Origin of the sequence: uncultured Sanguibacteroides sp. (assembly GCF_900543425.1) — a bacterium.
In the GTDB taxonomy this organism is placed as follows: domain Bacteria; phylum Bacteroidota; class Bacteroidia; order Bacteroidales; family Marinifilaceae; genus Gabonibacter.
On sequence record NZ_UQRQ01000004.1, the window covers coordinates 156,670 to 168,892 of the forward strand.

Annotated in this window: 9 protein-coding genes and 1 riboswitch; of the genes, 1 reads left to right on the forward strand and 8 read right to left on the reverse strand. The window is 43.3% G+C overall.

What is annotated here, in order from left to right; genetic code table 11:
* The first annotated feature begins 9 nt into the window (after positions 1–9).
* Positions 10–1,035, forward strand: coding sequence for an ABC transporter ATP-binding protein (locus tag QZR76_RS03490; protein WP_294140427.1), 1,026 nt, complete (start codon positions 10–12; stop codon positions 1,033–1,035).
* Positions 1,036–1,076: 41 nt separating this feature from the next.
* Here QZR76_RS03490 and QZR76_RS03495 read toward each other — a convergent pair whose 3' ends face one another.
* The 8 genes from QZR76_RS03495 to QZR76_RS03530 form a co-directional block, all read right to left on the reverse strand.
* Entirely contained in the window at positions 1,077–1,967 is an 891-nt protein-coding gene (locus tag QZR76_RS03495) for a DMT family transporter (RefSeq protein ID WP_294140429.1), read from the reverse strand.
* Positions 1,968–2,191: 224 nt separating this feature from the next.
* A complete protein-coding gene (gene cbiD, locus QZR76_RS03500) occupies positions 2,192–3,976 on the reverse strand; it encodes a cobalt-precorrin-5B (C(1))-methyltransferase CbiD (RefSeq protein WP_294140432.1) in 1,785 nt (594 codons plus the stop codon).
* 17 nt (positions 3,977–3,993) lie between these two features.
* Positions 3,994–5,805, reverse strand: coding sequence for a precorrin-4 C(11)-methyltransferase (gene cobM, locus QZR76_RS03505; RefSeq protein ID WP_294140434.1), 1,812 nt, complete (start codon positions 5,803–5,805; stop codon positions 3,994–3,996).
* Positions 5,806–5,809: 4 nt separating this feature from the next.
* Positions 5,810–6,994, reverse strand: a complete 1,185-nt coding sequence (gene cbiE / locus QZR76_RS03510; protein ID WP_294140436.1) for a precorrin-6y C5,15-methyltransferase (decarboxylating) subunit CbiE — start codon at positions 6,992–6,994, stop codon at positions 5,810–5,812.
* A gap of 53 nt (positions 6,995–7,047) precedes the next feature.
* Positions 7,048–8,457: a precorrin-3B C(17)-methyltransferase gene (cobJ, locus tag QZR76_RS03515; RefSeq protein ID WP_294140437.1), complete on the reverse strand. Its 1,410-nt coding sequence runs from the start codon at positions 8,455–8,457 to the stop codon at positions 7,048–7,050.
* Between the two features lie 201 nt (positions 8,458–8,658).
* Positions 8,659–9,582: a sirohydrochlorin cobaltochelatase gene (locus QZR76_RS03520; RefSeq protein ID WP_294140439.1), complete on the reverse strand. Its 924-nt coding sequence runs from the start codon at positions 9,580–9,582 to the stop codon at positions 8,659–8,661.
* A gap of 82 nt (positions 9,583–9,664) precedes the next feature.
* Positions 9,665–10,324 (reverse strand): TonB-dependent receptor, encoded by a 660-nt coding sequence (locus QZR76_RS03525; protein ID WP_294140440.1) that lies wholly within the window; start codon positions 10,322–10,324, stop codon positions 9,665–9,667.
* Positions 10,321–11,904 (reverse strand): TonB-dependent receptor, encoded by a 1,584-nt coding sequence (locus QZR76_RS03530; RefSeq protein ID WP_294140442.1) that lies wholly within the window; start codon positions 11,902–11,904, stop codon positions 10,321–10,323. The genes QZR76_RS03525 and QZR76_RS03530 overlap by 4 nt, the downstream gene beginning before the upstream one ends.
* Before the next feature lie 55 nt (positions 11,905–11,959).
* Positions 11,960–12,171, reverse strand: a riboswitch (cobalamin riboswitch).
* Positions 12,172–12,223: the final 52 nt, after the last annotated feature.

Below are 12,223 nucleotides of genomic sequence, written 5' to 3' on the forward strand. Positions count from 1 at the left end.
GATTTGGTTATGGCATTAAAGGATACGGTAAATATAAGGGGTCTTTCGATTGGTTATAAGACGAAAAGCCATACGAAAATAGTGGCACAAGATATTTGTACGACTATCTACGGGGGAGAGTTGACTTGTTTGTTGGGTGCCAATGGGGTAGGTAAATCGACGCTTTTACGGACGCTTTCTGCTTTTCAGCCGAAGTTAGCGGGAGAAATCGAAATTAGAGGAAAAGAGATTGAAAGGTACACCGATAAGGAGTTATCGACGACAATAGGTGTGGTACTCACGGAGAAGTGTGATGTCCGGAATATGTTGGCCCGAGAATTGGTTGAAATGGGACGTAGTCCTTATACCGGATTTTGGGGAATGTTGAATAAGGAGGATCGCCGAATCGTCGAGGAGTCTATCGCCTTGGTCCGAATAGAAAATTTGGCCTCTCGGATGGTACATACCCTAAGTGACGGGGAGCGTCAAAAGGTAATGATTGCCAAGGCATTGGCACAGCAGACTCCGATTATCTTTTTAGACGAACCTACTGCTTTTCTGGATTTTCCGAGTAAAGTGGAGATCATGCAGTTGCTTCATCGTTTAACGCGGGAAACCGATAAAACCATTTTTCTCTCTACTCATGATTTGGAGTTAGCTCTGCAAATTGCCGATAAAATCTGGTTAATGGACCGTCTGCACGGAATTACGATCGGAACTCCGGAGGATCTGGCTTTAGATGGTCATTTAAGCAATTTTTTTGCTCGCAAAGGAATTGTTTTCGACATGGAGACCGGTCTGTTCAGAATAGAAAATCAATATACGAGACAGGTTAAACTTATCGGACACGGTCAAAAATACGCTATGGCCCGGAAAGCTTTGCAACGGAACGGCATGCTGGCAAATCGGAACGTAGAGTCGGATGTTATTGTAGAGACAGGAAATTTGACTACCCGAGGTTTTAAAGTGCATTTCCCTTCTGGAGAAATTGTGTCCGCTCCCAATATCGAGATATTGCTGAAACGATTGATTGATAATTTTAATTGTAGGCAGTAAATTGTAAAACTGTCATTTTAATCCCGTAATCCCTAATTTTTTTAATTATCGATTGTTTTTCGTTTTTCCTGTAGGACGACAATACTTACGGCGGCGATAATTAATAGGATTCCGATAGCTCCTTGTACCGTAAACCATTCATGAAATGCCAATACTCCTATAACAACGGCTGTTAAAGGTTCCATAGCTCCGAATATGGAAGTAAGGGTTGGGCCGATGTGTTGAATAGCTTTAACCAGTGTCATGTTGGAAATGGCGGTAGCCGGTAATGCCAGGCCTAAAATGTAAAGCCATAGACTTCCGTTGGTCTCTAACCGGACTCCTCCCGTGAAGCAACCACAAATGATAAACATAAGAGCCCCGAATGCCATTACATAGCAGGTGAGGACTATCGAATCGATCTGTACGGCACGGCTTTTTCTTACACCGACAATATATCCTCCGTAGGAGAAGATGGAGATACAGGCGGATATAATTCCGAGAGTAGTATCTCCTTCGTTATGATTGACATTACCGAATGAGAGTAAGACAGCTCCGACGATAGACATGACAATGGCTGAAATGACCCAGCCTGATTTTTTTTCGTGGAAGAAAATCATCATGGCCAAAGCAACGGCTAATGGATACATGAAATGGATTGTGGACGCTACCCCACTCGATATATTTTGGTAGGCAATGACTAAGCTAAAAGAGGTTACAGCCCGGAACAGGCTCAATAAAAAAACAACACCGAGGTCCTTTTTTCCTATACAAAAATTGCGTTTAAGAAACAATCCGAACAATATCAGACAAAGAGAGGCTACCCCCCAACGATAAGATAATACTTCAAATGACGAATATCCGGCAGCTAAAAGTGTCAGAGTAAAAAATGGGGCCAGTCCGAATGTTGAGGAGGCCACGATAGCGTATATAATCCCCTTAATCCTACTCATATTTCAAAAATTCGGCGCAAAAGTACCAAACCTATTTTACATGTGGTTGTTTTTGGGTCAAAAAGATAAAATAATTGCCGATTTTAAATTGTAGATTAAAAAGATTAAGAGATTGAGATTAAAAATATTTACGATTTCGGATTTTAGATTTACGATTTAAAGAGGACAATATCAGAAATTAATCATAAATCGGAAATCATAAATCAAAAATTAATTTACAATTGTCAATTGTTTTCTTGTACAAGAATAATTTCCAATTCGGATGAAGAGAGTAGAGGAAGACAGCATTTATAACAGTACTCGGTGAGTTTTTCAAAAAAGACAGGAAAATCTGCCAATAGAGCCCATAACTCCCTGGCTAAGGTGATACCTGCGATTGAATCGATTAAAGAAGAGGGACAGTTGCTTTCTCTGGCAAGCTGGCGAATAAATTCTTTGTTTATGATGACCTTTTTACTGTGTGTGTCCAAGTGCCCTTCGGCCAGTTTAACCGCCTTACCGATCATGATGCCCATGGTAATTTTTTCAATGCCTTCCTTTTCTGCCATTTTTAACGTTTCACCGATAAAATTCCCATAGTGAATAAATGCTTGGGGAAGAAGCTCGGGGAAGCGTTCCCGCAATATGTTTTCGCTTTTAGCTCCGGAATTGATGACGATATGTTTACAGCCAAGAGCTTTTGCGACTTGAATCTCTTTGCGGATAGAGTTAATGAATGCTTCCGTGGAAAAGGGACGAACGATTCCGGAAGTGCCGATGATGGAAATTCCTCCGATAATCCCCAATTTCGGGTTAAAAGTTTTTTGTGCCAGAACGTTCCCGTCAGGTACGGAAATTCGAATGTCAATTCCTTGAGAGCTCTCGTGATGATGAATCATACGTTCCACCTCTCGGATCATCATAGCTCTGGGAGTGGCATTAATTGCCGGTTCTCCCACGGGGATTCCCAGTCCGGGAAGAGTGACGGTTCCTACTCCTTCCCCGGGGAGAAATCGAATTCCCGAAGAGGAATTGAACCTGATTTCGGAACAGATCAAGTGCCCATGGGTTACATCGGGATCATCTCCTGCATCCTTAGTGATGCAACATGTGCAAGAATCTTTGTATAGAAAACTTTGAGCGACGGGTAGAGTCACCTCTTCTCCGTTGGGCAGAGTTATCGTTGCATCTGTTGGAACTGTTCCGGTAAGAAGTCCTTGTAGTGCGGCTTTTGTTGCCGCAGTAGCACAGGTTCCCGTCGTGAATCCACTACGTAATGGATAAAATCCCGGTAGAAGACGCTCTACCCGGTAACGAAGTCCGTGTTCGCCATTGACAGTATAAAAAGAATCCGGTAATGTAGGACGCTTTATGACAAGTAGCGGAATATGTAGTGCTTTGGCGGCTTCTGCTTTTTCCGTAAAGAAACCTGATTCTCCACTCTCTTTTGTAAGAATGGCTTCCGGGCGTATTTTTTTTAAAAGAACGAGTTCTTCTTCTCCTTCTTGCCAAAAAAGTAGTTTTTCACGGGGAAAATCTTCCTTCAGAGCAAGTTGCAGAGAATCTTCCCGGTTGAGTATTCTGAACCAACACGGATATTGCGACCAATAAGGGCGTAATTTACGAATTGTCTGGACACCTGTTAGTGCCAATAGATTCCGGATGGAGTGTTGCTTAAGATATCGGATGGCTTCGTCAAAAGAGTCACACCAGATCAGTGCTGGATCGTGCTCGGGGTAACGGCGTTCAAAACGAATAACGGGGATTTCCAATTCTTCGGATATGGAGGCAATATTCGTATGCAAATTTTCTGCAAAAGGGTGGGCTGCATCCACGATAAGGCGGATTTCATGAGAGATACAGAAATTGCGCATGGATGTCCGGTCCATCTCTCCATTGATCCGGGTACCGTGTTTACATTCCAACTGTTGGGTTATACCTCGGGTGGAATAGTAATAGGAAGTTCCCGCTTCGTCCAATGTGCGAACCGCCGTTCTTCCTTCTGTTGTTCCTCCGAATATTAAAACCATAATAATTTTAATTTATTTTATTTTCGGAACAGGTGTTTAAACTGGTGAGAATAGAGCCGAGAAAGTCCTTGTCTGTTGTCAATAGCTTCTCCCACTACGATCATTGTCGTGAGTGTCAGATGGTTTTCTTTCACGATTCGGGCCAGATTCTTTAGTTCACCCCGGTAAATCCGTTCGTCTTTCCAGGTCAGGTGGTAGCAGGCTGCCACCGGAGTTGTCGGCGGATAGTGTTCCAGCAACTCGCTTTGGACTTGTTCCACGATAGAAGCACTGAGAAAAATACACATGGTACTTTGTGATCGGGCTAACAAGTGTAGTTTTTCTTTTTCCGGCATGGGGGTACGGCCTTCTCCCCGGGTAAGGATGATAGTCTGTACTTTTTCCGGTATGGTGAATTGAGATTGCAAGGCTGCTGCTGCTGCCAGGAATGAAGAGATTCCGGGCGTAATATGATAGTGCATGCCGTATTCATCAAAAAAGGCCATTTGTTCCTGGATTGCCCCGTAAATACAGGGATCTCCGGTATGAAGCCTGACAATAAAGAGTCCTTTGTCGTAGAACTCTTTCATGATTGCGAATTGTTCTTCCAAATCCATGGAAGCCGAGCTGCGTACGGTTGCTCCGGGTTTGGCGTAATAGGTTAGTTCTACTGGAACCAGACTGCCGGCATATAGAATAAGGTCTGCCTGTTCGAGGAAGCGCTTTCCTTTTACGGAAATTAGTTCGGGATCTCCCGGGCCGGCTCCGACAATTTCTATAAAACCTTTGCGTTCGGAAAGAGCGTCTCCGGCGACGGCGTATGTAAAATGACTCCCTTCCGTAAGTGCCATTTTTTGTTTCTCAATGAGTAGTTGATCGTTTCCTGCACTTTTTAAAGCCGTGGATTCGGCTACCCCATAGACAGAAGCGACTTCAAACACTTTTTCGGAAGGATTGGGAACTTCTATCCCTTCCAGTTCTTTCGCCGTGTAAATCTTAAGAGGAACTCCTGCTTGCCGGGCTGTTTCCAAGATGAGAGGTTCGTCTTTTTTCAGTTCAATAGTTGAAATATTTTTGAGTGATAACGGCGATAAGCCTTTATTTTGTAAGTCTTTACTTAACCATTCCCATACCCCGTCCGGCTTACTCTCTTTTCTACAACCCATTCCCAAATGAAGTACGGGTGGGCGGAAGGAGAGTGTAGGAATGGAAAAAGAATGCAGATAGGGAGTAACAGCTATGGCTAATTTGAAACGTTCTTGTGGGATGTCATCCCATCGATAGAATATTTCGACATGTTCCGGACAGGTACGTTCTAAGTAAGCCGTACCTCTATCCCTGACCTCCAGTAATAGGGCTGTCGGGAGTTTGTTTACAAAGGCAATGATGATATCATTCATCGGGTGTGTCTTGTCCGTTCTCCATCCGAATTGTCGATCGAGGGTATCGAGAGCCCATAGGTTTGTATTATCGCTTTGGGTGGTAACAATGGCTTCTCCGCCGATAATCCCGGCGATACGGCGGGTCAGTTCATTTGCTCCTCCCACGTGTCCGGACAGGACTGAAATAACACGTTTACCTACGGCGTCTATATTGATCACGGCAGGATCATTGTATTTGGATTGAATGCAGGGGGCTATGGCCCGGACACATATACCTAAGGCTCCTATAAACAAAAAGGCATCGAAATCGTGAAAATGAGTTGAGGTAAATGTGGATATAGATTCTATGAGAGTACATCCTTCCCGTTCCACCGATGAAAAAATCTCGCTGTTTTGAATTTCGTGACGGATGATCCGGGCGGTTTCGGCTCCTTGGTCTGAGGCTATGATGATGGCGATTGAGTTCATGGTATTAACTGTTTTTCGTCGCTTGAATAATTTCTATCGGATTATATTGATCGACGGCGATACGGTGTCTGCCCGTGATTGTAAATCCGTATTGCTCTGCTGCTGCAATAAATAATCGTTCACTCTCTTCGGATACGGAATTAAAAACGACAGGACTTTCCGGAACGATCTTTTCACTTAAGATATGTAGGATATCGTGCATTTTTCCTCCGTGCCCCCCGATAAAAACAGCATCTGGATAGGAAATCCCCGTCAGATCCGTCGTCGTGAAGTCTCCTATGATCGTGTCGATTCCCGGGGTGCCGAATTTTTGACTGTTTGCGTATATTAATTCTTTTCCTTCCTCCCGTTGTTCAAAAGCCGTGATATGCAGGTGGGGAAATTGTAACTTGGCTTCGATGGATACGGAGCCGGTACAGAATCCTATGTCCCATAAATGTTGCCGGGAACGGAGATCTAACATACTTAAAGAGAGCAAGCGAATAGGCATTTTAGTGATCATTTTGCTTCTCCCGTTCAACAGGTGAAATTCCTCTTCCGGTATGCCGAAAGGTCGTTCTCTCGGGTAAGTTTGTTCCAAAATAATACAATTGGGGAATTGAAACTCCTGTTTATTCACTTCCGGTAAAGAGAATGTCCGGATACGTTCCTGTGAATTTCCCAATAATTCTCCTACTGTCATTTGGTAATTGTCGTACCCGAATTCGAGCATTCGTTGGGCAATTGTGGGAGGAGTTTTCTCCCGGTCGGTGAGTATGCCTATTTTCCTTTTTCCTTCAATCAGAGCTCTGTCGAATTCATGCCACGGCCGCCCCGTAAGAGAAACCGTATGCATGTCGTGGTAGGGCAAAAGTAGACGATGAGATAAGATCTGTAACGAGTTGAAATAGGGATATAGTATGATTTTTGCCTGGGGTAATCGCTTTTGGATCGTAGTCGCAAATCCGAAAAAAAGGGGATCTCCCGAAGCAAAAACGACCATTTCCCCCCATAAGGTGTATTGTCGGAACACGTTATCCAGAGGAACGGTTATGTCTATCCAAGTGTAATCGGGTGGAAGCAGGTTCTTGACGAGATCATGGTGTCGTTTTCCTCCGGAGAAAACAGAATGGCTATTAATGAGCGAACGGATATGTTCGTTAAAATCCGGTTCTTTGTTGTCATCCAATCCGATTACGATAAACTTCATAAGTATAAAATTAAAAATGGAATACCTTCAAAACGCAAATGGTACGTCTGAAGTTATAAATCTCTTCCGGGACGTAACTGAGCCGCATCGTCAAAACAAAGGATGGCATTGACAATGGTTGCGGCAAGGTTACTTCCTCCCTTGCGTCCTTCTATAATGATTTTGGGTATATGGGTAAATGCTTTGAGCATGTGTTTGGATTCCCGTACGTTGACGAAACCGACGGGAGCTCCGACGACTCCGGCCGGTTGAGCTTTTCCTTTGCGGATTAGCGAACAAAGTTCCATTAGTGCGGTAGGTGCATTCCCGAAAATGTACAGGGCTCCCGGATGTTCTTCTGCTGCTAAACGGATACCGGCTTGTGTACGGGTGATGTTTAACCGGGCGGCCATCTCTGCTACCCGTTCGTCGTGCAGATAACATTTGACGGAAACACCCAAGCGTTCGAGAGCACCTTTTCGGATACCCGATGCTGCCATCGTAACATCTGTGATAATGGTATCGATTTTTCCTTCCTTGAAACCTTGAAACAACGTCTCTACGGCCAGAGGATCGGAATAAAAGATATTTTCCATGTCGAAATCGGCTGTAGTGTGAATCGTGTGTAACAGAGCCCATTTTCGATCTAAAGGTATATCCTTGTTTTTTAGTTCGGAAGCAATGGTCCGGAAACTTTGGATCATAATTTCCTGTCCCACTTTCGTCTCTGCGTCGGGTTCTTGTTTACGGTAGTATCCGCGGGGAGTGATGATGTGGTTATTCCACGTGTAGGATTGAGAATTACCGATGATGACGATGGTGAACATATCTACCTCTTCCGGGTCAAAATCAGAAAGAGTGGTTATTTTTATCTCCTGCTCCGTCCTACCAGCCTGACGGACAAATCCGATCGGATTCTCCGGTTGGCGGTGTTGTGAAAAGATCTCCTTTAAACGATGAAGTTGCCAGTAACGGCCTTCGCTTTTCGGGTTGTATATGGCTGTAACGAAATCGGCGGCAGCAGCAGCCTCTATTCGTTTTTCAATTTTTTCCCAAGGGGTCATTAAGTCGGAGAGAGAGATAATGCAGAAGTCGTGCCCGATCGGAGCCCCCAAAAGAGCGGCTCCTTTTTGAAAGGCGCTGATACCGGGAAGAATTTCTACCTCAATATCGCTATTCAACTCCTTTTTCATCTCCAGAATAAGAGGGGCCATACCGTAAATACCGGCATCACCCGAACTGATCACACAAACCGTTTTTCCGTTTTGAGCCTGACGGAAAGCTTCCGTTGCCCGATCCTGTTCTCTTTTCATTCCCGTGTCAATGCATTCGGCATGGCTACCGATGATCTCTCGGACAAAATTAAAATAGTATTTATATCCGATAACAACATCGGAATCGGATATGGCTGCTCTTACTGCAGGTGTAATATCGTCCTCACTTCCCGGACCGATTCCTGCCACGTATATTTTTCCTTTACTCATGTTTCATTTTTTTGTAAAGGCAAAGTTACTTTTTTTATTTCACTTTCATAAGGTTCATGGGGGCTGAAAAGTCTATAATCTCCTTTAAGGTCAGAAACTAATTTTTGATTTTGATCCCCAATCCCTAAATTCGTTCTTTTTTTAGTCTACAATCGTCAATTTACAATTAAAATAGCACATTGCGCCCGTCCCTGTGGGTTATTAGTCGATGTCATCCGATATTTCGTACTTCTTTTTCTTGGCTACAATATCCTCTTTTTTATGAGTTGCCGCGTATTGGGCGTGTCGGATAAAGATGTCTTGGATTCGGGGATATTCTCCCAATCCTTTCAAATAAAGAGAAACCCGATATCCGTTTTTTTCCAGCTCTTCTTTCCAATCTTCGGCAATGTCGTTTTTGGCATGGTCACCGGCGACGAACATAAAAGGGACAAGTGTTACTTCTTTATTTCCCGATGCTTTTAGTCCGGAAAGGACATTCTCGAATGTCGGATAACCTTCGATGGTTCCGATATGGTAATTTTTGTGCCCTTCTGCCTTCATCACATAATCGAGCATACCGTAAGAGGCATTTCCCGGATGATAGGTCCCGTGACAGACAAATATGCATTCTCCTTTTGTCTTTCCTTTTAATTCTGCAGAAATCGCTTTTACTGCCGTAATGTAGTCTTCCGGTGAGTAGAGTAATGGGTTTCCAACGCGTATATCTTTGAATTTGGATTGCAATTGGGCTGCATCCCGACGCAAGGATTCCATTTCAACACCTTCGATGATGTTGGTCGACTGGATGATAACGTGAGTATAGCCCTCTGCAGCCAGTTTGTTTAAGGCTTCTATCGGGTTTGATTTTTGGATTCCTTTTTCTTTTAAACGACGTATAATCATACGGGAGGTATAGGCTTCTCGGGCTTCAATACCCGGAAACGCCTTTTTAATTTTTTGATTAATGACGTCGATGGTTAAAGCCCGTGTATCATCATGAGTGGTCCCGAAATGTACGACAAGAAGGGCAATTTTATCATCGGGTCCTAATGTTTTGAAAATATCGGCGTCTTTAAATCCCTCTCCATGCCCGAAAACGGTTGTCTGGAGCAATAATAAAAGAATGATCAGTATGTTTTTCATGATAAAAAAGAAATAACCCCCGGGATGTTCGAAAATTCTAAAAAAGGGTAGATGTGTTTTTCAAACATCTCCGGGGAGATTATTATTTTGTGAAACGAATTATCAAACTGGCAAATAAGGTCCTGCCGGGATTCAACGTGGCATAATTCACCCCGTTCGGACGATCATCGGTCCAATCAAAAATGTTATCTATTCCGGCATTCACTTCAAAGAAGAAGTTTCCTACCGGGGCAAAAGTATGTGTGGTTGCCAGATTCCATAATTGGTACTTCGGAGCACTCTTATCCGTATAAATGGGGTTTCCTGTCGTTTTATCTTTTGTTTCGGAATAGATATATTTTTGTCCTTGTATTCTTCCGTTTACGTTTACGTTCAGTCTGTATTTGTTCCATTCATGCATCCATCCGGCACGGAATGTGGCTGCATGCCTTACGGCTTCGTTCAGGCGATGGCCAGTTTTCCGGTCCTTGGCGTAGACACAATTGTAGGCTCCACCCGCGGAAAAACCGTATCCGAGGTAACTGTTGACAGAAATGTCGAATCCTTGAACGCGAGCTTTGTCTAAGTTACGATACATTTTTCTCGTTTTTATTCCGTTTTCCTTGTCTTCTTCCGTTAATTCCAATTCATAACTGTCGATGATATCTTTGATGTCATTGATATATCCGTTCACGGAAATATTCAGGAATCTTCCTACATATTCGACGTTCAGACTATAGTAGTTTGATTTTTCCGGTTTCAAATCAGGGTTTCCGAGGTAATAGATCCCCGGTTCTCGTAATCATAATAGAGTTCTTGCAAGGTCGGAGCTTTAAAACCTGCCGAATAGGCAGCTCTGAAATTGAATTTTTCTAAAGAGTACATTAAAGCTAACTTCGGGGTAAACCGATTTTTGAAATTTTCATGGTATACATAACGGAAACCGGGAAGGATCTGGAACTTATCCCAAAGACGTATCTCGTCTTGCGCGTATAGGGCTATCGTGTAAACCTCTTTAGGTTCATCCAGACTTCCGGGATTCTTCATATAATCGTCCACGTATTCGGCTCCCACGGTAAATTTATTATAATCACCTACCCGGAATACGCTTCTTAAATTGGCATTATAGTACTTTTGGCGTTTGGTCAGTTCTTCGTCTCCCACCCGGAATGTCGTATCGTTCTTAACCACTTGGGCTACAGTATAAAGCTTGTTGTATTCATAATTGTCCATGTAAAGATCCAGGGCAATATATGCTTTATTATCAAACAGGTATTTTCCGCCTACACCGAAATTGTAATCCATATAGGTTAAGTCGTACGTGTATCCTCCGTCGTTTTTCTTTGCTTGAACAGGACGATTTACTTCCCGGTCAAAATAACTTCCCTGGGCATAAAGGGATAGTTTCTGGGTCGGGTCGTAGGTAAAACGTTGACTCACGATATTGGAGAAAAATGAGTTAACGGATTCTTTCCTGGTCGGAATGACGGTGTCCGCACTTGTTTCGTAAGGACTTAGTTTCCATCCGTCCGATTGACGTCTTTGATAAGAGGTCGAAGAGGTAAACTTACCGAAATTAAGATCCAGACTGGCGTTCTGAACAAAACTGGATTTTCCCCCGAATCGGGTTTTGGATTGGACGCTGATTGCTTCTTTGGGTTGTTCCGTGATGACATTGATTACCCCGGCAATGGCTTCCGAACCATAGAGGGAGGAAGCTGCTCCTTTTAATATTTCGATTCGCTTTACCCGGCTCATATCGATACGCGACAGGTCCGTGTTGCCGGAAACATCTCCTGCCATTTTTTTCCCATCCACTAAAATCAGAATATGTTTATTCTCCAATCCGTTCATTGTAAAGTAGGAACCCATGACGGTAGGACGGATGTTAAAGGAGGGATTCAGTAATAATAAAGCATCTTCGAAAGAGGTGACTCCGGCTTTTCTTATTTCTGCTCCGCTTAAAACTTCCATGGGTACGGGAGAATCTTTTAGCCTGCGGTGAGTTCCCGTACCGGTAACGACAACCTGATTCAAGTTTACAGGAGTCAAAGATAATTTGAAAACGATGTCTTCTTTGCTGCTGTTTACTTTTATGTCTTCTGTTTCATAGCCGGAGAAACTGGCTCTGAGGGTGTATTCACCGTCAGCAATGTTTTTTAGAATGAACTCTCCTTTGTTATCCGTGGCGATACCTATATTGGTACCAACCAATCTTACATTAGCTCCCGCGAGGGCTTTTTGGGTTTTAGCATCGATAACCTTTCCTTTTAGTGTCATGTTGGCAAATGAGATGCTGACAACCGATAACAGCAGAGCTGTTAATACAACAATTTTTTTCATTGCGATGATTAATTTTTAGCTGTTTATAATCCTATTCCTGGCCCCGGGAATATGTTATTACCTTATATGTCTTGGCAGGTCTCCTGACTACGCCTAAGAATGATACCTTCCCGTCCGTGGTTAGACAGTGGTGTAAGAATCTATTCTTTGATTCTTCTTTTGAAGAACCGGGCATCACAGTAGCGGGCACTGTTCCGGATTCTAACCGGCTTCCCTCTTGTGTGTTAACAGATATTGTAACACAACACCAAAGACGGTGCAAATGTATTATTTTTTGGTTTAAAATAAAAAAATACTTGAAAAAATGACGAGTTATAAA

Coding starts and splice junctions, on each gene's coding strand:
- QZR76_RS03530 (WP_294140442.1), bottom strand. CDS start 11,904: ATGAAAAAAATTGTTGTATTAACAGCTCTGCTGTTATCGGTTGTCAGC.
- QZR76_RS03495 (WP_294140429.1), bottom strand. CDS start 1,967: ATGAGTAGGATTAAGGGGATTATATACGCTATCGTGGCCTCCTCAACA.
- cobM (WP_294140434.1), bottom strand. CDS start 5,805: ATGAACTCAATCGCCATCATCATAGCCTCAGACCAAGGAGCCGAAACC.
- QZR76_RS03490 (WP_294140427.1), top strand. CDS start 10: ATGGCATTAAAGGATACGGTAAATATAAGGGGTCTTTCGATTGGTTAT.
- cbiE (WP_294140436.1), bottom strand. CDS start 6,994: ATGAAGTTTATCGTAATCGGATTGGATGACAACAAAGAACCGGATTTT.
- QZR76_RS03520 (WP_294140439.1), bottom strand. CDS start 9,582: ATGAAAAACATACTGATCATTCTTTTATTATTGCTCCAGACAACCGTT.
- cobJ (WP_294140437.1), bottom strand. CDS start 8,457: ATGAGTAAAGGAAAAATATACGTGGCAGGAATCGGTCCGGGAAGTGAG.
- cbiD (WP_294140432.1), bottom strand. CDS start 3,976: ATGGTTTTAATATTCGGAGGAACAACAGAAGGAAGAACGGCGGTTCGC.